Here is a 20,351-nt window from a genome sequence, read left to right as displayed (position 1 = left end):
ATTTAAGGAGGCGAGCATGCACCCGACTATCCAGCCGTTCTTCGACCCGGCGACCTGGACTGTGACGTACGTGGTCTTTCAGGAGGGGCACCCCGAGTGCGCCATCATCGACTCGGTGCTGGACTACGACCCGAAGGCGGGGCGGACGTCGACGGCAAGTGCCGATAAGGTCGTTGCGTTTGTGCGCGCGAATGAGCTGCGAGTCGAGTGGATTCTCGAGACGCACGCGCATGCCGACCATTTGTCTGCCGCGCCATATTTGAAGAAACACCTAGGTGGCCAGATAGCAATAGGCCAAAACATCCGCAACGTACAGGGGGTCTTCAAGAAGCTCTTCAACCTGGAGCCTGAGTTCCAGCTCGACGGATCGCAGTTCGACCACCTGTTTCACGACGGTGCGACGTTTGCCATCGGCGGCCTCACCGGCAGGGCGATTCACGTGCCAGGGCATACACCCGCCGACATGGCTTACCAGATTGGGGACGCGGTCTTTGTCGGCGATACGCTGTTCATGCCGGACGTCGGCACGGCTCGCTGCGATTTCCCGGGCGGCGACGCGCACGACTTGTATCGCTCCATCCGCAAGCTGCTGGACCTGCCGGGCAACACACGGCTGTTCATGTGCCACGACTATCCGCCCGAGGGGCGGGGGCCCGCATGGGAGACGACGGTGCGCGCTCAGCGTGAAGGCAACATCCAGGTGCATGACGGCGTGAACGAGGAGCAGTTCGTGGCCATGCGCCAGGCGCGCGACGCGACGCTGGCGATGCCTACGCTGCTTCTGCCGTCGGTGCAAGTCAATATCCGAGCCGGGAAGTTGCCGCCGCCCGATGCCAATGGCGTTCGCTATCTGAAAATCCCGCTTAACGTCCTCTGAGCCAGCTTAGTGACCGACCTGACCGATTCGTGGCGGATGAGAGTTGCGCCCTCCAATGGTGCTTTGAATTTTCCGGACCAAGAAAACTCGACGGCACCCCCTACTTCGCAGCTGGCCGCCGGCCCGGACGTGAAACGAGCTCGGAAAGAGCTGTCAGGTCTCTCCTCGAAGGCTGTTGTGTAACCATGCAAAGAAGGCGCCGGCAGCAAAGAACCACACTGCAAACACAAAGGCTGGATAGATGATGGACCACCAGGAAACCGGTTCGCCGGTCCGAAGGCGCCGGAAATCGAGGCCGTGAAAGAGCGCATTCATGAAATTCATGAAGGGCTCAGGAAGAACCATCCAAACGAGCGTGCATAGAACGTAGAACAGCACGACCGTGGCGGATAGCGTCACACCAGTCGTGAAGGGCTTCATGACAGCCTCCGGGTGCAAGGAAAATTACGGTTGAATTCAATGAGGACGACGCGCCTGAGGAACATCTCGGCCTGACATGTGTGGAATGAACGCTGGTGTTTTTTGACGATATTCCTCATAAGCCTGCCCGAACTCGGCCAATGCGTCCTGCTCCTCCGACTTAGCCAGTCGAACATACATCCAGACCAGGATGGGGAACATCACCAGGGTGACTATCGTCGGCCATTGCAGGAGAAAGCCGAACATAATCAGGACGAAAGCGACATACTGGGGATGCCTCATGCGCGCATAGAGGCCTGTGGTCGCCAGGCGGTGCTGCTGCTGGGCCAGGTACAGAATGCGCCAAGCGGAAGACAGCATGATGAATCCGCCAAAAATCAAGATGTCGCTAGCGATGTGAAATGGCCCCAGGTGCGGGTTGCCGCTCCAGCCGAAAATCATCTCGGGAAGATGACCGGCATCATGAGAGAGAAAGTCGATTCCCGGGAACCTCGCCGCAAGCCACGGCAGCAGGAGATAGATGGTCAGCGGAATTCCATACATCTCCGTAAAGAGCGCCACAACGAATGCTGAGAACGCGCCAAACGAGCGCCAGTCGCGCTGGGTCTTCGGCCTGGTAAAACTGAAGGCGAAGATGATGAAGACAGCGGAGTTGATAATGACCAGAGACCAGAGGCCGTAGCTGGATTGTGTTTCGGGTTGCATCATTGCTCTCCTTCGGGTTTCGTGTCCTTTGTGGAGCCATCCGGTCCGTGTCCGTGTCCGTGTCCGTGTCCGTGTCCGTGTCCATGACCACCGTGCATGAAGAGGCGTCGCCGCGGGGATAGGAGCGACGCCCGGTGGGCGGCCAGGACTGCTAGAGGGATCAGCCGAGCTAGGCCTATCAACGGCGTGAAGAATATATTTCGCCGGGTTGGCAAGGAAAGCCTGCCCACAGCGTGGGGAGCAGAACCAATATCGCTTCTGGTCGACTTCCGTGCTGGCAGCGGCCTTGTGAGGCGAAATCTCCATGCCACAGACTGGTTCGCGCACGATCTGCTGGCGGGCGGCTGGACCCGCGGTGGCAGTTGGAGCTGCCTCGGCGCCGGTGACGCCGTAATGCCCCAGCATTCCATCCTCTCCTCGGGGCGACTAGGAGAACCTAACGCGCATAAATTACATTTTCATTCTGGGCGACCAGTCGACTTGCTTCTTGATTTGGATCAAGCATTCATGGGTGGTGGGGCGAGCGGGGGTAGCAGTTCTGCTAATGGATGTCGAACGCCACATATGCAGGCACTGAAGGCTGCGGAAGCCGCTCGGCCCGCTGATGCCGGCGCCGAGGTTGCTCGGCTTCCCAATATTCCGGGCCTAGAAAACCGCTACCGAGCCATTGACCAGCTCATTGACCAAGGCAGGAAGCTCCGCCAGCTGTTGCGACACCAGTTCACGAACTTGTTGCGCCTGAGCGCTCGACAGGCCGCGCTCGGCCACGATATCAATGGCAACCAGTTGTGGCTGGTTGATGGGGCGTCCAATACCGGAGAGGAGCCGGACGGTGACTTCATCCGCGCCATCCACGCTTGTCTGAATACGAGTGGCTAGTCGATGGGCGAGCACGTTGTATAGTTTGCCGACATGTGACGCCGGGTTCTTGCCAGCTGCGGCCTCCAGCGACATTGGCCGATAGGGAGTAATCAGGCCATTGACCCGGTTACCGCGGCCAACCTGGCCGTCATCACCATGCTCAGCGCTTAAGCCAGTGACCGTCAGGTAAATCCCGCTTTCGTCGCAGGCATCCCTGCGATCGAGGGTATTGATTGCAATCTCACATTCAGCGCCGATGTGCTCGGCCAGATACGACCCAATTCGCCCCTTGAGGATGAAGTAGTCGTCGACGCCCTGGACGTATCGGTCGACAAATGCCAGGGCAAGCGTGAGACGGTGATGCTCACCCAGCCGACTCCCCATCACCTTGTAATCGAGGCCAGCCGCCTCAAACATTCCCCTGTCGGAACGTGAGCGCAGAAGGTCGGCAACCAGGAGCACCGCTCTCTCAAGTGATGAGTGTGGCGCATAGCCGACGCCAAAGGATGTGTCATTGGACAGCGGAAGAGACGCTGCATTGGCCACACGCCGAAGGTTCGGGGCTGAGGGGCGGAGGATGGGCTCGATGCCGATGTCATTGCCAATACCGCCCAAGGACATTGCCAGGTACTCGCGAATGGCCTGCTCGACAATTAGCTCGGCCTTGGCCGACGGGAGTTCGGTAACAGGGCCGGAAACTATCAACCGCGTTAGGCGCAGCACTTTGCCACCGCCGAACTTTGGCGCGCTTATGCCACCAATGAGTAGGGCCTTGTCCAGATTGAAGTGCTGGACTGCTCCATAGGCTTCGAGGTAGGCGCGGCACAAGGCGCGGGCCGCAGCTTCGACAGCCCCATCGCATAGGCTATCGGGATGGCCGATGCCCTTGTGCTCGCACATTTCCGTCGGCTCGCCTCGCCACGACGGCCGACTCGAGATGGAAATCGAAATGTTCTCCATAGTAGGCATCTCGAACCCCTTTCAGTCACCCTGCAACCATTCTATGTAGTGGCGCCAGGTAAAGGTGGGTGCGAATTGGATTGCAGGTAAAGTTGGGGTCGAGCCTAACCGCCAAGCAGATCCATTCGTGTTTGCAGCAGGGAGTGCGCACCGCTGAATCGACCATCGCATCTGTTGCCCTCTGGGCAAGCGGCTGATGAGGTGTTTCATCACCGATTCCGCTAGCGGCGCAGAGATGCGGCTTTCTTCACGCCTTGCCCCCGGCTAGCTAGTTTCTCAATCGGGGTTTGGCTCCCTTTCCTTGCCGATTTCGCGAAGGCACAGCGTTATGGTCCGCCGCAACCTGCCACGGGTAAATGGCCGACATCGCCGCCGCGCGGGCGCGGATACAGCACGGCCAGTACGGCGTTCTTTGACCTACAGCAAATCGACTTCATGTCCGATGACTACGCTATGGAAGTGTAGGACGCAGATTGAACTTCTCAGACCTATGAAACCGAAGCGAGCGACAATTGAATGCTGCAATATCCTGCTCGCTACCTTGCGGGGTGAAGAAGCACTGAGCCGATCGCAGGTAGTAGCCATGAATGCGTTGACGGGTGATGAGTTCACCAGGGCCAAGAATCATCTGCTTAAGGAGGGCCTGATTTGCCGCAGCTCCACCATGAAAATCGTTCGCCGGAATCATACTCGCTACAAGTTGACAGAGAAAGCGCTCGAATTATCCGTGAAGTTGCCGCTTCCATTACATCAAGCGCGTGCTCAGATAAATTTTGAGAATTTACTTCGTGCATGGAAAATTAGCTTGCCTTCTGGACCCGTTGCGCTTCCGAGTGTGAAACGGTTTCGGTTCACCAACGATGAATTGGACCAAAAGCCGCGATCGCCATGAAGTCTTTCCCTTCTCGCGCGATAAGCGGTCTTTGAGGGGGTAACTATGTCATCGATGAATATTTGTGTGATGCCAGCCCATCTTGGCTGGTGCGTCCGCGCTGAGGATAGGCCCGACGTGTACGAGTTCTGCGTTTCGCTGAATGAAGCTATAGAAGCGGGGATAGGTATCGCTGAGCTCGAGCGAGCCGAACTGGTTGTCTATGGACTTGACGGCAGACTGCGGCTGAGGCGTTCCTTCAATGAACGCGCCAGCTAGGTGCTGAACTAGCCGCTGCCTACCCGGCTTAGCCTTCTCGGAGCGCCTGGTGAACCTGAACCTGTTAATCAATTCCTTTTATAGCAAAAACATGATAGCCCCAGGGAGGCAGGTCCAGAAAGAGACCACGGGCGCGCAGGTCAGCGCCCTGTCGGTCATAGACAGCCGAGCTGAGCCGGTCCTCAAGTCGTATGGTCCGGTCCCCCAGTTCCGGGAAGGGCGTTTGCATGAAGCACTGGCTTTGCTGCGGCGAGTAGTTTACGACGACGAACATCCACTCGTGAGAAGTCCCGACCCAGCGGAATGCAATGAAATTGTCGGCGGACTTGTTTTCGGCCCAGGTGGGAATGCATTCCAGTAAGGACCAATTGCCCTCCCGAAGCACCGGTTGGCGCAGCACGGCAAGAAGGCGGGCATAGAACTGCGCGAGCGCTCCGTCGACCGGCTCCTCCGGGGCGCGGACCAGATGCGGCGAAATGCGTGTGCGCCGGCCCGCGAACTGTCCTTGATGGAAAAAGCGCAGGCCCGGCGAGAGGAATGTCAGCACGGCGGCCGCCGGATAGACTTCGGGTGCAAAGATTGATGCGGCGCGCGGCTCGTCGTGATTCTCCAGAAAGCGCGCCAGCTTGTCCTGGTAGGCCATGTCCGCACCGAAGTGCTCGCGCACCGGGCGGGCACGCTGTTCGCGCAGGCGGTCGTACAAGCGCTTGTCATAGGTATAGTCGAAGCCCTGCTGCTGAAGCGTCCATTCCATATCCCAGTACACCTCGGCCATGAACAGGAAGCCGGGATGCTGGCGCCGCACCGCCCCAATCGCCTTCGGCCAGAACAAGTCGGCTCGGATGCCCCAGGTGCGCTCGAACACCTCGGGCAAGACGAGCATGGCCATGTCGCAGCGCACGCCGTCGCACTGGCCGGCGATGCGTGTCAGTTCGGCGATCATCGCTTGCTGCAGTTGCGGGTTGCCGTAGTCAAGCTGCAGCGTGTCGGGCCAGCCATCGAAGTAGGGGTCTCTGCCGTAGGCGAGGAGCAGCGGTCCGTTCTTCGTGTTCATGCGGCAATAGTTGCGGGGTGAACGCGCCAGGTCCTCTTCGCTGCCATGGACGAAATAGTCCGGCTGCTCGTCGATCCACGCGTGATCGGGGGCCATGTGGTTCGGCACGAAATCGAGCATCAGGCGCAGCCCGCGCTGTCGCGCGCGCACGCGCAGGCGGGCCAGCGCTTCGTCACCGCCGAGACCGTGGTGCACGGTGTAGCTCTTGATCGCAAAGCCGGAACCGGCGATATCCTCCTCGCACAGGTCGGGCAGCGTTTGCTCGAACTCGTGCCGCCACGCCACGTTGCCGCGCGAGACGCGCTGCGCGGCAAGCCCGGTCTGCCAAACACTCAGCAACCAGAGCCAGTCGCAGCCCATGTCCGCCAGGCGGTCCAGTTCGGTGTCGGTGATGTCGTCCAGCGTGGCGGCACGGCCAAGCGACTGCGACATTTCGGTAAGCCGAACCCGAGTGTTGAGTTGGTAAAGCGCTGGATAGCGAGGCGTCAGCACAGCAGTCCTCCCTTAGGTTCCCATCTGGGGATCGATAGTGCTACCGGGCGTTGGGGGCTCCGATTCCTTGTGGGCGGCCCCCAGCGCTCGCAAGAGCGCTACCTGCGCGCCCGGCGTGAGCAGCATGCCTTTCGACAATACGCAATTTGCCTGGATGATGCGCGCGACGCAGCCGGTCCAGCCGGTCTGGTGGCTGGCGCCGATCCCGGCGCCGGTGTCGCCGTGGAAATATTCATAGAACAGCACCAGGTCGCGCCAGTGCGGGTCGTCGCGGAACTTGCGCGCTGCGCCATAGATGGGCCTGCCTTGGTCGCCATCGCGCAGGAAGAGCCGGCTCAGGCGTTCGCCCAGTTCCTTCGCCACGTCGAGCAGCGTCATCATCCGGCCAGACCCGGTCGGGCACTCAATCTTGAAGTCCTCGCCGAAGTAGGCATACAGGCGTATCAGCGACGTGTAGAGCAGGTAGTTGATCGGCATCCACACCGGCCCGCGCCAGTTGGAGTTGCCTCCGAACATGCCGGTGTTCGAATCGCCGGGCACATAGGCCACGCGATACTCCTGGCCTGCATGGCGGAAGACATAAGGATGCTCGAAATGGAAACGTGACAGCGCGCGAATGCCATGGGGGCTGAAGAATTCATTTTCGTCCAGCATGCGCGCCAGAATCCGGCGCAGCTTCTGCTCGCCGACGATTGCCAGCATGCGACGGTTGGCGACGCCGGGCCGTTGGGGCAGGTGCATGTTGGCGACTAGCTCGGGGTGACGCCCCAGGAACAGCCTGGCACGCTCTCGGAATTTCGGAAGCCTGGCGAGAATGTCTTCTTCGAACACGGCCACCGCGGCCAGCGGCAGCAGCCCGACGATAGAGCGCACCTTAAGGCGCGTTGCGCTGCCGTCGGGGAAACGCAGCACGTCGTAGAAGTAGCCATCCTCTTCGTCCCACATTTCGTCCTTCTGCTCGCCAACGCTATCCAGCGCGCCGGCAATGAATACCGTGTGCTGGAAGAACTTCTCAACATACTCCTCGTAGAGCGGTTCATGCAACGCAAGCTCGACCGCAATGCTCAGCATCTGCTGGCTAAAAAACACCATCCACGCCGTACCGTCCGCCTGATCCAGGTACCCGCCTGTGGGCAGTGGCGACGAGCGGTCAAACACGCCGATATTGTCGAGCCCAAGAAAGCCGCCCTCGAAGACATTGGCCCCCGTGCGGTCCTTGCGGTTGACCCACCAGGTGAAGTTGACCAGCAGTTTGGCAAAGGCGTACTTGAGGAAGTTGACGTCGCCCCGGCCACCGCGTCGCTCCTTGTCGAGGGTATAGAGCTGCATCGTCGCCCAGGCATGCACGGGCGGATTGACATCGCCGAAGTTCCATTCGTAAGCGGGAAGCTGGCCATTCGGATGCAGATAGTCGTTTCGGAGCATCAGGTCGAGCTGTTGCTTGGCGAAGTCGGGATCGACCATGCTCAGCGGAACTATGTGGAATGCCAGGTCCCACGCGGCGTACCAGGGATACTCCCATTTGTCCGGCATTGAGATGATGTCGTCGTTGAACATATGTGCCCACTCGCTATTTCGTACCTGTCTGCGCTCCACTCTTGGCAACCGTGAACCGGCGCCGTGCTCGTCGAGCCAGGCGCCAACGTCATAGTAGAAGTACTGCTTGGTCCAGAGCATGCCGGCGAGCGCCTGGCGCATGACGCTTACCCGGTCCGTGTCGCCGTGAATGGTGGGCGGCGTGATCGACGCGTAGAAGGCATCGGCTTCCTCCAGCCGGGCGGCGAACACCGTGTCGAAATCGCTGAAGGGCGCGGATGCCGCGCCTGGCGCCCGGGTCGTCAGCCGCAAGCGCACGATATGCGAAGCACCACCGCTAATGTTCAGCTGATAGTGAGGGGTTGCCTTGGTTCCCTGCTGCGCGGGATTCACCGCCGCGGCATCGCCGTGCACGATGAAGTTATGGATACCGTCCTTCACGTAGGGCGACGTGTTGGCCGTGCCGAACAGCCGGGTGTTGTTGCTCTCATTCTCGGTGAAGAGCAGCGGCACGTCAGCGTCGCAGTAGAGGTAATACTCGCCCAGCGATTCCTGAAACAACGTATCGCTGTGACGGGCGCGGACCGCCGCTGGCCCAGAGGAACTGACGCGCTCGATGATCGGCTTCGATCCGCCCCCGGGGTGTGACCATGTGTTGCGGAACCACAGTGTCGGCAACACGTGCAGCGGCGCCGCGTCCGGACCGCGGTTGAAAACGCTGATTCGCACCAGCACGTCCTCGGGCGCCGCCTTCGCGTATTCGACAAAGACGTCAAAGTACCGGTTTTCGTCGAACACGCCGGTGTCCAGCAACTCGTACTCGGCGTCTTGCTTGCCGCGGCGGCGGTTGGCCTCGACGAGATCGGTATATGGATAGGCGTTCTGCGGATACTTGTACAGATACTTCATGTACGAGTGCGTCGGCGTGGAATCGAGATAGAAATAGGCTTCTTTCACATCCTCGCCATGATTGCCCTCGCTGTTGGCCAAGCCGAAGGCGCGCTCCTTCAGGATTGGATCGCGCCCATTCCACAGGGCTAGCGCGAAGCACAACACCTGGTGGTCGTCGCTGATGCCACCGAGGCCGTCCTCGCCCCACCGGTACGCGCGCGATCGGGCCTGGTCATGGGTAAAGTAGTTCCAGGCGTCGCCGTTCTCGCTGTAGTCCTCGCGCACCGTTCCCCATTGCCGCTCGCTAAGGTAGGGCCCCCATTTTTTCCACGCCGCGCGGCCCGCCTGCGCAGCGTCAAGCCGGCCCTGCTCTGCATCGTTGCTCATGGCGCTCTCCTTCCAGCCGGCGAAGCCAGGCACGATGCTCTGCCCCCCAGCCCTCGTACCCCGGGTTTCATTGCCTGCCGCCGTTCGTCCTGCTGTGTCCGGACCGTCGCAAGCTTCTATCGCCATGCATCTGCTACGGGACTCTTGCCTGGCTACGTGATGATTCAATGGCGAATACCACCAGCATCCCGCCCAGGATTGAGACATTCTTCAGGATATGATTAAGCTGATTCAGGAAGTCTGCGGGGTCGGCGCGCCAGAAGCCGTGGAAGATGATCGTGGTGGGTATCAGGAAGAGTGCAAGAAGAAGCGCTCCCCACCGAGCGTTCCAGCCTGAAATCAAGGTCAGTCCACCACCAATTTCAATCACGATGGTTAGCACGAGCAGCAAATCGGGGTTCGGTAGTGCGGCACTGGCAATCCACGCAGAATAGGCCGCAAAGCTGTCGATCTTGAGGAGTCCGGAAAACAGGAAGAGAGAGCCAAGAAGGGCGCGACCGACAGAGTACGTTCTTGAAACGATCGTGGACGCAATCGACATCGTGGTCATGGCCATGACATTTCTCCAAAATAAATCAGCACGCAACAGGGGTTGCATATCAGCCGGGCGTCCGCAATGCTGCTGCCAGCAATGAGCTGGACCATCATGAGCCCCGGCGTGCTTTCCCTTGCCGGAGCACTTCTTGCACTTCTTAAACCTGGCCAAGCAACTTCCACCAAAGCGGGCCGACGACCAGCCATACAACCATATAGATCAGGCTCATCAGGAAGCCAGCCCTCCACCATTGCCCCTGGGTGACGTAGCCAGCGCCGAACATGACCGGACCGGAGCCGATGCCGTATTGGGTCAGGCAACCATTGACGTTGCTCAGGACACCGAGGGAGACGGCTGCGTGGAAGGAACTTCCCACCTTGCCTTGCGATTGGGGGTCATCGGCATGGCTGCCGAGGACTTCCGCCATCGCTCGGGTAATCGGCAGCATTACTCCGCCGGCGCGGGCAGTGATGCTCGGCATAGCGTGCGAGATAAGGAGTTCGGTCAGAGCCAGTCCATATCCCAGTCCGATCGTTCGCTTACCCAACAGCCGCATGAACAGGAGTGCGATGCGGCGCCCCAGGCCGGTCTTGATCACGCCTCGGGAGATGAAGAAGGCGAGCATCACCAGCCAGACGAGGTCCGTGCCCGTGGATTTGGTGACGTCGGCGAAGGACACGACGCCAACCAGCACGCCCGCCGTGGCGCCGATAATGGCTACCGCCGACATCGGTAGAGGTGCAGTCATGATGCCGGCGATGGTGGCGACAAACACCGCGAACATGTGCCATGCCTTGGTCTCGAGGCCTGCCGGCGCCGGCAAGAACCAGAGGACGATGCCGATGGCCACCGGAACGAGAAATTTCCAGAGATGTCTGAGATGCCCTGTCGGTGTAGCCGGATTCGCCGCAGGTGAGCTTGCTTGCGGCGAACCCTTTGGGCGTGAGATAGCCATGATGAGCCTCCTGTGCCGCGGCGTTGTACTGGTTGTCCGGAGCGTGCGCCATGTCCCTACTGGTCGAGGAGTACGCTGTCCGTTGCTTCCTTGACAATGCGCGCGCTCCGCCGCAGGCCCTCGCGCTCGGTGGGGTTGAGTTCCGGATAGGCCAGTAACCGCGCGCCGCTGCCATTGACCACCATCGGCAGCGACAGACATACCTCTGGCACGCCTTCAACTTCTGCGTGCACGACACCGACCGTGAGGATGAGACAGGTGTCATGCACAACAGCCTGGCAAATTCGTCCGATCGCGCTGGCGATCCCATAGTGGGTAGCACCCTTGCCTTCCTTGATGAGCTTGGCGGCCTCGTGCACGGAGCGCTGGATCAGGTCACGGCTCGCGGGCCCCAGCTCTTCGAGCCTCTCTCCGAGCGAGCTTGAATCTATTGAAGCCCGCATGGACCCTGCCCTCTTGTTCCACATCAAACAATATTCCGAGCTATTCCGTGACGAATCGCAAGGGCCTCTTTTCGCGCTCGTGGCGCGAGGTGCGTGCCGATGCCAACGTCGCACGGCCCATGTGCACCGCACAATGTCGCTCAATTGAACTTCCGGTCGGTTGGCGGCGTCGACAAGGCGACTCGAAACGGTGCGGAGTGCCTGCCTGACGATATGCCAGACTCGCTTTGCCGCATGGATGGCGCAGGCCAACCAGGTATGCGCCGATCAGGGCTAACTATATTTATGGTTAGGGGCCGGCGCTGCCCGGTCGAGGAGGAGGGCAGCGCATACGTCGAACGCTCGACCAGTCGCGCATCCTGCGGACCGGAAACAATACCTTCCGGTTTGACGCCGATCAATTCCTCGGCAGTCACGGCGCAAAGAATAGAGAACAAGCAAAGTAGGGGGGAGCCGGTATGGACGAAATGGTCGATGCTGTGCCCGCGCCATGCGGCGGCGGCGAAAGCACCCTGCACTTGTTACTGGTGGCGTCGGAGATTGTTCCTCTCGCCAAGACAGGCGGCCTGGCAGACGTCTGCGGCGCGCTCCCGGCGGCAGTAGCCCGGCTTGGGATCGACGTGCGCCTGATAATGCCCGCTTATCCTGAAGCCTTGGCTTGTCTCGACGCACCGCGGCAGGCAGCCGATCTTGGGGAATTGCTGCCTGGGGCCACAGTCCGCCTGATCGCAGGTTCGATGCCGGATTCCGGCTTGCCGGTATGGCTGATCGACTGCCCGGCGCTCTATGACCGGACGGGGACGCCTTATCAGGACTCGAGCGGCTGCGAGTGGGGCGACAACGCGCAGCGCTTTGGCGTGCTCTGTCACGCAGCCGCGCGGGCGGCACTGGGACAGGCCGTACACGGAAGCTAATCACGCCGGCACCTTGCTGGCTCCACTTTTTGGGTATCGGCGCTGGTGGGCGAAGGCTGTCGCACCCGCAGTCAGTTTCTGTTGCGAACGTCACTCCAAGGCCTTGCCATTGCGCAACAATGGTTCGCCTGCGACGGTTGCGACGGCACAACGGCGCGCTGTTCGCGACACCGACATGCCGAGTACTGTCAGCCAGCCCTGACATTGCCTGTCGTTGTGTACCTACGCGAGCAAGGGTGCGCCGGACAAATGGCGCGCCACCGCGCTGACACTACAATCAGCGCCTTCTGATAGGCGGCAGTCGGGTGCTCCTTCGATACTGGACGTACCAACATCCAGCTATCAAGGATAGGTATTTGCCATGGACCACTATTGCACGTTATGCGGGCGCCTCGGGCATGCTGCGGCGGGCTGCCCATGGGGTTCGTACATCCAATCCTGCAAGAATCTCTCAATGTTCGTCAGACCAGCCTGCAGTAGCGAGCCTCGGCAAGCTAACGCGCTGCTGCAAGATGATCTAACCGCGCGGCCGAAGCCCCGCGGATCACCTCGCCACCAGGCGGATTGACGTCCTTCAGTATTCGCCGGTGACTGCTGCTTGCATGACTACTCCAGCGCCTCGGCGCACTGGCAGTCCCGAGGCCCTGTGACACTTTCGCTTCGCTTCACCCAGGGCGTGTTCCAGATCTTGGTTGAAGATGACCGAGCGACCGATATAGCGCGACAAATAGGGGAAGCCCGACGTAGACGCGTATGCAGGGTGCTCCGCGAAGGCGGCGGGAAGGCCAGCGTATTCGCCAAGGAATTGAAACTGGCCATGGGGCGGTGCGCTACGTCGAGAGCCATTGAAGCAGCAGCGTCCTGCTATATGGTTTGGCGGTGATAGGATGTTCACTAAGCAGTCGTTTGATTGCACGAAGGCGGGCGCTTTTCGAGCTGCCAGCGTCAATGGTATTTTTAGTAATTCAAGGTCGCCCAGTCGTGTTTGGCTTGGCGCGACGATCATAACTACCAGGCCATGCGACTCTCCACATCTACTCACGAATCTTCCGGGCCGGCCATTCAGCGCGACTCATTGGGGTGCTTGTCGGAGGCATTGCGATACGATCAAGCGCTTGCCGCCGGCGATCTTCATTTCTACCGCAAAAGTTCCGTGATTGAACGGGTGAGTCAGGTAGTGACCCCAGCGTCAGCACGAGGGTTCCTGGTTGGTGTCTCACTGATGGAAGGCCATCGTCGACGCATTTTTCATCCGAATCAGGCGAACATGCATGCATTCGAGGCAGGTTCCATCTATCTGCGGAACTTCCAGGATGACTACAAGGCGGATATGTACGGGACGTTCGATTTCATTCTCATCGAACTGCCGCGCCCCTTCATGGAGCGTACGGCGCTTGAACTCGGCTGTCCTGCAGGCATTGAACTTCGACATGCCGCGGCGCGGGAGGACGACGTGCTGGCCCATCTCGCCCAGGCGCTCTTACCTGCGCTCGCGCGGCCGCACGGTGCCAGCAGGTTGTTTATCGATCAACTCGGGCACGCGATTGGCACCTACCTGGTCGAGCACTATGGAGGTGTCAACCCTGGCCGCCTTCGCTCCACTGGCCGACTTTCGCCGCGCATACTCGCGCGGGCGCAAGAGTTCCTCGCAGCGCGACTGGACGACGGAAATGTGTCCATTGCGGAGGTCGCTGATGCGTGTCAATTGTCCCGAAGTCATTTCTCCCGGGCATTTCGGCAAAGTACTGGAAAAACACCACACGAATGGTTGCTGGAGCGTCGCCTCGAGCGGGCTGCGGCACTGCTGCGCGCCACGGACCTGTCGATAGCCGGGATTGCTGCATCGTGCGGATTTGCGGACCAGAGCCATCTAACACGTAGCTTCTCCAGGAAACTTGGTCTGTCGCCGGGTGACTGGCGGAGTGGTCGGCAGGACTAGGTCCGTCCAGTTGCCAGCGCTTGCCAGCCGCTATCTCGCCTGGGCTGAGCACAATAAGACAATAGAGAGCACACGCGTTCAAGCCAAAGGGCTGGTGTAGCACTACATTGCTGTCGGCTGCGTCGTATCTCCCCGCATGGAGCCTGCGGGCGATTCGCGCTTCTGATGTTGATGCCAAGTGGAGGCCCTACCGTGATTGCTGTACAACCGACGCGCGCTGAATCAGCGCCGCAGGACGAGGCGGTGGTCCTTATTGTTGATGATGACTCGCAGGTGCGGAACGCGCTCGGTAGTCTATTCCGTTCAGTCGGGATTGAAGTCGTGCTGCTCGGCTCCGCCGCCGAGCTCTTTGCATTCGGATTCCCGGATGCTCCTTGCTGCCTGGTTCTCGATGTGCGGCTGAAGGGGCAAAGTGGCCTGGATGTGCAAGCCCGGATGGCAGAGCTTGGTATTCATGTTCCTATCATCTTCATGACCGGCCACGGGGATATTCCGATGACGGTTGCCGCGATGAAGGCGGGAGCAGAGCACTTTCTTTCCAAGCCGCTCCGTGAACAGGAACTCCTCGATGCCGTCACGGCGGCAATTCAAAAGGAAAGCTTGCGACTCGAGCGCGTGCGTCGATTGGCTGCAGTGCGCGACCGCTACCGTTCCCTGACGCCACGTGAGTGTGAGGTGATGGCGCATGCCGCATCAGGCTTGACAAACAAGGAAATTGCCGTCGCCATGTGCATCAGCGTGGTGACGGTCAAAGTTCATCGATGCCAGGCAATGCGAAAGATGAGGGCTCGGAGTTTCGCCGATCTGGTGCTACTTGCGCAAACTCTCGGGCTCGTGTTCCTTCCCTCTGAGACTGACGGGCAGCCCGCCGTCCGGCTGCGGTCTCAAGACCTTAGAAGCGCGACCATGGCGTAGGGGAGACCTTATGCAGAGGGCGAAGGTGATGTAAGGCGGTCTCATCGACCCCCCACGACATACTCATGGAGAAGGAGAACCCGTTTTGCGGGGACGTAATGCCTTCTCAAGGCATTGGATCATGTCCGTGTCTTGAAATGGCTTGTAAAGAACACACGTCGCACCCATTGCGGTGGCACGCTGAGCGAATCCCTCATGCGCAAACGCAGTCATGAAGATGACGGGCATATCGAGATTGCGTGCCCGCAGTTCCTCTATCAGAGCGAAGCCGTCCATGCCGGGCATTTTCGCGTCGGTGATCACGCAGGACAGGCAACGCAGCGAAGCGCACCGCAGTAGCTCTTGGCCGCCACCGAACAATTGCACGCCAAAATCTAGGGAACGCAGCAGCCGCCCCATGGCATTTCGGACGGCGACATCGTCGTCAACTATTGCAATCGTGGGGCGAGCTATCACACCGCTTCCTCGTATAGGCGTTGAGCGCCGGCAATGCTCTGCTGAAGGAGCCAAGGTCTGACAAAGACGTCCTGGACCGTGAGTTCTGAATACCCATGGCCACTACGGCGAGCATGCCGGCGCCGACCGCCGCCGGCGTACCCGGATCGGATATGGGAGAGGCGTGGAGTCCGGCAATGATGAAAAGAACCAGCGCTGCGGCTTCGGCGAATAGCAACAGCGAGGGTGCCGATTGTTTGTCCCGCACGATGCGCGATTCGGTCAGTCTGGCGGCCGCTACCGCCAGGGGCAAAGGTCGGCAGCGCAAGGAGTTTGACGAGCAGGCCCGTCGAATTACCGGCGATGTCGACGCCGATCAGCACGAAGTTTCCTGTCACGTGTGCCGTAAACAGGCCGAATAGCGAAATGAACCCGACCACGTCTACATAGCCTGTGACGAAGGCCAGGATGCAGCCAAACGGCGGTCCCGAAAGATCAGCGCGGCGGCCCGTGTCGGGAAGCTGTGCGGGTGTCAATGCGGTCTCCACGAAGATTGGTCGCTGACGGTCAGAAGCTGTGCCGCATCGCAATGGCGAACGTCTGCGGGTCGGCGCCAGCCTTGATGCCGATGTTGTTGATGGCGAAGTCATAGCTCGCGTTACTGCGGTTGTTGATGCGGCTGTAGTAAGCGTATAGCGCGGTTCGTTTGGAAAGGGGATAGTCATAGCCGACGGTTACCTGAAATGCGCCGGTCTCCGAACCACTGCGGACGGATCCAATCGTTTCCGTAGCCGTGCCGGTGCCATTGCCGACAAAGGCGAAGCCGGCGCGTATGCTACCGGTGCCAAGCTGCTGTATCAGCGAGACATAGTAGCCATTGCGCGTAAGGTCTCCCGTGGCGGTACGATAGTGCAGGCGTTCATACAGGGCACTGATGCGCGTCGACGGGAACTGGTAGGAAATTCCAGCTTTCATTGCGTCGTCGTCGCGTCCGCTGGTCTGATAGTGCTGGTGGATTTCATAGGCAAGCGTCAGGTTCAGGTTGCCCCGGTCATAGGCGGTGGCAAAGGAATACAGCGCGGGATTGCGCGGCACCGTTGTCTTTTCTTCCGGCAGTCCCCAGGCGATGGCGCCGCGCAAGCCGTGCCACGACGGCGACTGGTAGTGCAACGAGTTTTTCTGCCGCCGATCAAACGAACTGGTGTTCTGGACATTGTTGCTGGTAGACGCAGCGCCATTGCCTATCAGCGCCATGTAACCTGCAGTGGTGGGGTAATACGGGTCGTAGCTCTTGGTTGCACTTGTGTATGGTGTGTCCCAGTTGCCCACGAAGAGGGTGCCATACGGGCTCTGAAGGCCGAGCCGGGTATCTCGCGCGGCGATTTGCCCCGTGCCGTTATCAATCGCCAGGGCGCTTTCGATTTGCCAGATCGCCTTGATGCCATTCGCCAACTGTTCCTCGCCCCGCATGCCGAACACGGAGCGGTTATTCGTGAGGCGCGCCGTATTGCGCAACATGGTGCCGTCGGTTGCGGTGGTCACGGTCGCATACTCGATTGCCGTGTTCAGGCGGCCATAGATCGCGACGTTGTTGTCCGCCACGGCAGGTGCCGCGGCCGCGGACAAAGACGCAGCCAGGGCGAAGTGAATGCGCCGGGGCGAGATTGCGTTAGTACGGCCAGTAAGTGCATCGGGTTGGTTTCGGAAACTACTCATGCTGTTACCGGTTCCCCTCCTTGCTACGCGCGGGGAGGGATGCCGACGTTTCAACGTTCGTGTCCGCATTGGGCGGCGGTGTACCCGTAATCTTCGGGACGCATTCGCCGCGGAACCATGCAATGGTGACTGGCTCGCCCGCCAGCATGCGCTTGACCGGCGGCACCACCTGCTCGCCAATCAGCATGCCCAGCAGCCCGATCAAAGCAATCGCGGGCGGCGCAGGTGAGCGGACCTGCATCAATGCATAGATGATGCCGACCAGGATGCCGGCGCCAAGGGAGACGAGATAGAGTTTCATATGAGACAAGGTTGGAGAGGAGAAAATCGTTGCGACGTTACGCCGGCGGCAAGCCCAGGCCGAGCAGGTGTCGCACGTGGGGCGGCTCAGCGCCTGGCGCCGCGCCAGCAGCATCAGCGTGCCGCTGACCATGGCCAGGCCAATCTGGATCACGATCAGGAAGCGGCGCCGGTCGAGGATGTCGGAGGGCGCACCGGCCGGAATCGCAAGCAGGAAGACGGGCAACTTGGCAGCCGCCTGGATCGTGGCGACCGCTGCCGGTGAAGTGGAAAGATCGGTTGCCAGCCATGCGCTGGTCACATCGCGCATGAAGCTGCCGATGTTACCGAGGATCGTGGCCACCCACAGTACCGCAAACGTGGGTTGGGCCAGCGGGGCAAACGTGCCGCCCGACGCAGGCTTGGCCGCCGAGATGGCAGATTGCGTCATGGTTGTCTCCGCGTGCGAAGGTCATCCCACGCCACGAGCAGGAACCTGCCTACCAGGCCCGGATGTTCGAAGAACGCGTTAGCCATCATGAACTGCGCCTCGGGGGGGCGCTCCAAAACCGGTTGGCCAGGAACGTGGCCATCAGCGTGAAAGCCGCCAGCGCCAGTGCGCCTAGCCAGTGCCAGAAGCCGGTCAGGATCATTGCCGACGCACCAAGCTCTAGCGCAATCGTCGCCGCAGCCAGCGGCACGGCGGGCGACAGGCCGAAGTGCTGCATCTCTGTCACTGCGCTGGAGAAGTCCAACAGCTTGACCAGCCCGCCTTGCAGGTACGCCGCGCAAAGCAGCAGCAGGCCAATCCATCGCACCCAGCGCGGCAGCAGGTAGGACGGATTGCCGGCTGCCGCCAGCGGAGAAGACGAGGGATGCATGGCGGGTCCCCGGTTTCAATACGGTGCGGGGTGGCAAGATGCGATTGCGACCGGGAACGTCAGAACGCCCAGCACGAGCAGCCCAGCGCCCCCCAGAAGCTGCTTTCGTCCGACGTCGGCACGCTCGATGTCCAGGCCTTGGCGTGAGCATGACCATGCACGCCGCACGAGCTGGCGCAGCCGCAGGCGGTGTTCATCGCGAGCTGCTTTGCCTTGGCCGTCGGGCGGGGCTGGTACTGGCTGCCATGACGGGCCGGAGACCAGTCCGGCATCGCCGGCGGAATCTCCGGCGAGTGCTTGCCGAATTCGTTGTCGCCATAGACCACCTTGCCGCCCAGCACCGTCATCACGGACGTGATGTCCTGGATGTCGTCGCCTGGCACGGCGAAGTAGTCGGCCGACAACACGGCCAGGTCAGCCAGCTGGCCCACCTTGATCTGGCCCTTCTTGCCCACTTCGGATGAGAACCACGTGTTGGCCTCGGTCCACAGGCGCAGCGCCGTTTCGCGGTCGAGCAGGTTGGCCTGTGGATACATCGACATGCCGCCGACAGTCTTGCCCGTGGTCAGCCAGTACAGCGAGACCCACGGGTTGTACGAGGCCACGCGGGTGGCGTCGGTACCGGCGCCGACCTTCACGCCTTTTTCCAGCATCTTCTTGACCGGCGGCGTGGCTTCGGCAGCGCGAGCGCCGTAGCGCTCGACAAAGTACTCGCCCTGATAGGCCATGCGGTGCTGCACCGCGATGCCGCCACCGAGCGCGGCGATGCGGTCGATATTGCGGTCGGAAATCGTCTCGGCGTGGTCGAAGAACCAGTTCAGGCCGTTGAACGGGATGTCTTTGGCTACCTTCTCATAGACATCCAGCGCGCGCGAGATGGTTTGGTCATAGGTGGCATGCAGCCGCCACGGCCAGCGCTTCTCTGCCAGCAGTCGGATAACCGGCTCCAGATCGGCTTCCATCGACGGCGCCATGTCGGGGCGCTCGACACGGAAGTCCTCGAAGTCGGCTGCCGTGTAGACCAGCATTTCGCCGGCGCCATTGTGGCGGTAGAGGTCGTCGCCCTGGCCGGGCTTGACGGTCGATGTCCAGGTCTTGAAGTCGCTAAGCTCTTCCTTGGGCCTCTGCGTGAACAGGTTGTAGGCGAGGCGCACGGTCAGGTGGCCTTCCTTGTGCAGTTCCTCAATGACGTTGTAGTCCTCGGGGTAGTTCTGGTAGCCGCCGCCGGCGTCGATCACGCCGGTCACGCCCAGGCGGTTCACCTCGCGCATGAAGTGGCGCGTCGAGTTCTTCTGGTACTCGGGCGGCAGCTTCGGGCCCTTGGCCAGCGTGGCGTAGAGAATGGTCGCATTGGGCTTGGCCAGCAGCAGCCCGGTGGGATTGCCGCGGGCGTCGCGCACGATCTCGCCACCCGGCGGATTCGGCGTGTCCTTGGTGTACCCGACCGCGCGCAGTGCGGCGCCGTTCAGGATGGCGCGGTCATAGAGGTGCAGGATGAACACCGGGGTATCGGGCGCCACGGCATTCAGTTCCTCGATGGTGGGCAAGCGTTTTTCCACGAACTGGTGTTCTGTGAAACCGCCCACCACGCGCACCCATTGCGGCGCGGGCGTGCGCGCCACCTGCTCCTTCAGCATGCGCATCGCATCGGCCAGCGAACGCACGCCGTCCCAGCGCAGCTCCATGTTGTAGTTCAGGCCGCCGCGGATAACGTGCATGTGGCTGTCAATCAGCCCGGGAATGGCCCGCCGGCCGTTCAGGTCGATCACCCTGGTTTGCGTTCCCGCCAGCTTCATGATGTCCTGGCGCGTACCCACCCCGACGAAGCGGCCGTCCTGGATGGCCACGGCGTCGGCCTGCGGATTGGCACGGTCGAGCGTGGCGAACTTGCCGTTGACGAGAATGAGGTCGGGAGTCGGGTTCGGTGACATGGCGAATAGTTCCGACGAGGCTGCCGCACCGAGGGCGGCAGCCGAGGCGATGAAGTGCCGACGGGTAATGGACAT

17 protein-coding genes and 4 pseudogenes are annotated in these 20,351 nt (G+C 60.8%); 5 read left to right on the top strand and 16 right to left on the bottom strand.

Annotation, left to right across the window (positions count from 1 at the left end; all coding sequences use genetic code 11):
• Positions 1–16: 16 nt before the first annotated feature.
• Positions 17–877 carry an MBL fold metallo-hydrolase gene (locus tag E0W60_RS32705; protein ID WP_135706947.1) on the top strand — a complete coding sequence of 287 codons (861 nt, stop codon included), beginning with the start codon at positions 17–19 and terminating at the stop codon, positions 875–877.
• A gap of 153 nt (positions 878–1,030) precedes the next feature.
• On the opposite strand, the gene E0W60_RS32700 is transcribed toward E0W60_RS32705, so the two are convergent.
• The 4 genes and pseudogenes from E0W60_RS32700 to E0W60_RS32690 form a co-directional block, all read right to left on the bottom strand.
• A complete protein-coding gene (locus tag E0W60_RS32700) occupies positions 1,031–1,297 on the bottom strand; it encodes a DUF5676 family membrane protein (protein WP_135706946.1) in 267 nt (88 codons plus the stop codon).
• A 36-nt stretch (positions 1,298–1,333) separates the two neighbouring features.
• The gene (locus E0W60_RS37850; RefSeq protein ID WP_133092992.1) at positions 1,334–2,002 is read right to left on the bottom strand and encodes a methyltransferase family protein; all 669 of its coding nucleotides are present in this window, start codon (positions 2,000–2,002) and stop codon (positions 1,334–1,336) included.
• Between the two features lie 204 nt (positions 2,003–2,206).
• Positions 2,207–2,407 (bottom strand): annotated as a pseudogene (locus E0W60_RS38460) (YHS domain-containing protein); the annotation flags it as partial.
• A 240-nt stretch (positions 2,408–2,647) separates the two neighbouring features.
• On the bottom strand, positions 2,648–3,832 hold the full coding sequence (locus E0W60_RS32690) for a methionine adenosyltransferase (RefSeq protein WP_135706944.1): 1,185 nt from the start codon (positions 3,830–3,832) through the stop codon (positions 2,648–2,650).
• Between the two features lie 928 nt (positions 3,833–4,760).
• Between E0W60_RS32690 and E0W60_RS38455 the strand changes: the two genes are divergently transcribed.
• Positions 4,761–4,973 carry a DUF2188 domain-containing protein gene (locus E0W60_RS38455; protein ID WP_133092776.1) on the top strand — a complete coding sequence of 71 codons (213 nt, stop codon included), beginning with the start codon at positions 4,761–4,763 and terminating at the stop codon, positions 4,971–4,973.
• Between the two features lie 64 nt (positions 4,974–5,037).
• Here E0W60_RS38455 and E0W60_RS32680 read toward each other — a convergent pair whose 3' ends face one another.
• The 5 genes and pseudogenes from E0W60_RS32680 to E0W60_RS32660 form a co-directional block, all read right to left on the bottom strand.
• Positions 5,038–6,459: an alpha-amylase family glycosyl hydrolase gene (locus E0W60_RS32680; protein ID WP_205751679.1), complete on the bottom strand. Its 1,422-nt coding sequence runs from the start codon at positions 6,457–6,459 to the stop codon at positions 5,038–5,040.
• 72 nt (positions 6,460–6,531) lie between these two features.
• Positions 6,532–9,333 (bottom strand): MGH1-like glycoside hydrolase domain-containing protein, encoded by a 2,802-nt coding sequence (locus E0W60_RS32675; protein WP_240746043.1) that lies wholly within the window; start codon positions 9,331–9,333, stop codon positions 6,532–6,534.
• Positions 9,334–9,466: 133 nt separating this feature from the next.
• Positions 9,467–9,889 carry a DoxX family protein gene (locus E0W60_RS32670; protein ID WP_133092774.1) on the bottom strand — a complete coding sequence of 141 codons (423 nt, stop codon included), beginning with the start codon at positions 9,887–9,889 and terminating at the stop codon, positions 9,467–9,469.
• 136 nt (positions 9,890–10,025) lie between these two features.
• Positions 10,026–10,823, bottom strand: a complete 798-nt coding sequence (locus tag E0W60_RS32665) for an SLC13 family permease (protein WP_135706942.1) — start codon at positions 10,821–10,823, stop codon at positions 10,026–10,028.
• A 56-nt stretch (positions 10,824–10,879) separates the two neighbouring features.
• A pseudogene (locus E0W60_RS32660) lies at positions 10,880–11,224 on the bottom strand (lactate/malate family dehydrogenase); the annotation flags it as partial.
• 500 nt (positions 11,225–11,724) lie between these two features.
• Here E0W60_RS32660 and E0W60_RS32655 point away from each other — a divergent pair.
• From E0W60_RS32655 to E0W60_RS32645, 3 genes are all read left to right on the top strand, one after another.
• Entirely contained in the window at positions 11,725–12,180 is a 456-nt protein-coding gene (locus E0W60_RS32655) for a glycogen/starch synthase (RefSeq protein ID WP_240746042.1), read from the top strand.
• A 1,096-nt stretch (positions 12,181–13,276) separates the two neighbouring features.
• Positions 13,277–14,119: an AraC family transcriptional regulator gene (locus E0W60_RS32650; protein ID WP_346769565.1), complete on the top strand. Its 843-nt coding sequence runs from the start codon at positions 13,277–13,279 to the stop codon at positions 14,117–14,119.
• A 171-nt stretch (positions 14,120–14,290) separates the two neighbouring features.
• Positions 14,291–15,034: a response regulator transcription factor gene (locus E0W60_RS32645; protein WP_135707141.1), complete on the top strand. Its 744-nt coding sequence runs from the start codon at positions 14,291–14,293 to the stop codon at positions 15,032–15,034.
• 63 nt (positions 15,035–15,097) lie between these two features.
• Here the strand turns inward: E0W60_RS32645 and E0W60_RS32640 are convergent, their stop codons facing one another.
• The 7 genes and pseudogenes from E0W60_RS32640 to E0W60_RS32610 all read right to left on the bottom strand — a co-directional run bounded on the left by E0W60_RS32640 (position 15,098) and on the right by E0W60_RS32610 (position 20,351).
• Positions 15,098–15,490 carry a response regulator transcription factor gene (locus E0W60_RS32640; protein WP_135706941.1) on the bottom strand — a complete coding sequence of 131 codons (393 nt, stop codon included), beginning with the start codon at positions 15,488–15,490 and terminating at the stop codon, positions 15,098–15,100.
• A complete protein-coding gene (locus E0W60_RS32635) occupies positions 15,487–16,005 on the bottom strand; it encodes a DUF1275 family protein (protein WP_240746039.1) in 519 nt (172 codons plus the stop codon). The genes E0W60_RS32640 and E0W60_RS32635 overlap by 4 nt, the downstream gene beginning before the upstream one ends.
• 31 nt (positions 16,006–16,036) lie before the next feature.
• Positions 16,037–17,185 carry a porin gene (locus E0W60_RS32630; RefSeq protein WP_240746038.1) on the bottom strand — a complete coding sequence of 383 codons (1,149 nt, stop codon included), beginning with the start codon at positions 17,183–17,185 and terminating at the stop codon, positions 16,037–16,039.
• Positions 17,186–17,189: 4 nt separating this feature from the next.
• Entirely contained in the window at positions 17,190–17,486 is a 297-nt protein-coding gene (locus tag E0W60_RS32625; RefSeq protein WP_135707139.1) for a XapX domain-containing protein, read from the bottom strand.
• 84 nt (positions 17,487–17,570) lie between these two features.
• Positions 17,571–17,915, bottom strand: a pseudogene (locus E0W60_RS32620) (MFS transporter); the annotation flags it as partial.
• Positions 17,912–18,345, bottom strand: a pseudogene (locus tag E0W60_RS32615) (DoxX family protein). The pseudogenes E0W60_RS32620 and E0W60_RS32615, both read right to left, overlap by 4 nt.
• Before the next feature lie 59 nt (positions 18,346–18,404).
• Positions 18,405–20,351, bottom strand: coding sequence for an amidohydrolase (locus E0W60_RS32610; protein WP_135706940.1), 1,947 nt, complete (start codon positions 20,349–20,351; stop codon positions 18,405–18,407).

Source organism: Cupriavidus oxalaticus, from assembly GCF_004768545.1.
In the GTDB taxonomy this organism is placed as follows: Bacteria; Pseudomonadota; Gammaproteobacteria; order Burkholderiales; family Burkholderiaceae; genus Cupriavidus; species Cupriavidus oxalaticus_A.
The sequence above is the reverse complement of the archived record's forward strand: the minus strand, read 5'-3'. Positions and strand labels throughout refer to the sequence as shown.

What these genes read in the sequence shown, in the direction of transcription:
- E0W60_RS32705 (WP_135706947.1), top strand. Translation starts at nt 17, where the DNA reads ATGCACCCGACTATCCAGCCGTTCTTCGACCCGGCGACCTGGACTGTG.
- E0W60_RS32700 (WP_135706946.1), bottom strand. Translation starts at nt 1,297, where the DNA reads ATGAAGCCCTTCACGACTGGTGTGACGCTATCCGCCACGGTCGTGCTG.
- E0W60_RS37850 (WP_133092992.1), bottom strand. Translation starts at nt 2,002, where the DNA reads ATGCAACCCGAAACACAATCCAGCTACGGCCTCTGGTCTCTGGTCATT.
- E0W60_RS32690 (WP_135706944.1), bottom strand. Translation starts at nt 3,832, where the DNA reads ATGCCTACTATGGAGAACATTTCGATTTCCATCTCGAGTCGGCCGTCG.
- E0W60_RS38455 (WP_133092776.1), top strand. Translation starts at nt 4,761, where the DNA reads ATGTCATCGATGAATATTTGTGTGATGCCAGCCCATCTTGGCTGGTGC.
- E0W60_RS32680 (WP_205751679.1), bottom strand. Translation starts at nt 6,459, where the DNA reads ATGTCGCAGTCGCTTGGCCGTGCCGCCACGCTGGACGACATCACCGAC.
- E0W60_RS32675 (WP_240746043.1), bottom strand. Translation starts at nt 9,333, where the DNA reads ATGAGCAACGATGCAGAGCAGGGCCGGCTTGACGCTGCGCAGGCGGGC.
- E0W60_RS32670 (WP_133092774.1), bottom strand. Translation starts at nt 9,889, where the DNA reads ATGGCCATGACCACGATGTCGATTGCGTCCACGATCGTTTCAAGAACG.
- E0W60_RS32665 (WP_135706942.1), bottom strand. Translation starts at nt 10,823, where the DNA reads ATGGCTATCTCACGCCCAAAGGGTTCGCCGCAAGCAAGCTCACCTGCG.
- E0W60_RS32655 (WP_240746042.1), top strand. Translation starts at nt 11,725, where the DNA reads ATGGACGAAATGGTCGATGCTGTGCCCGCGCCATGCGGCGGCGGCGAA.
- E0W60_RS32645 (WP_135707141.1), top strand. Translation starts at nt 14,291, where the DNA reads ATGCCAAGTGGAGGCCCTACCGTGATTGCTGTACAACCGACGCGCGCT.
- E0W60_RS32630 (WP_240746038.1), bottom strand. Translation starts at nt 17,185, where the DNA reads ATGAGTAGTTTCCGAAACCAACCCGATGCACTTACTGGCCGTACTAAC.
- E0W60_RS32625 (WP_135707139.1), bottom strand. Translation starts at nt 17,486, where the DNA reads ATGAAACTCTATCTCGTCTCCCTTGGCGCCGGCATCCTGGTCGGCATC.
- E0W60_RS32610 (WP_135706940.1), bottom strand. Translation starts at nt 20,351, where the DNA reads ATGTCCATTACCCGTCGGCACTTCATCGCCTCGGCTGCCGCCCTCGGT.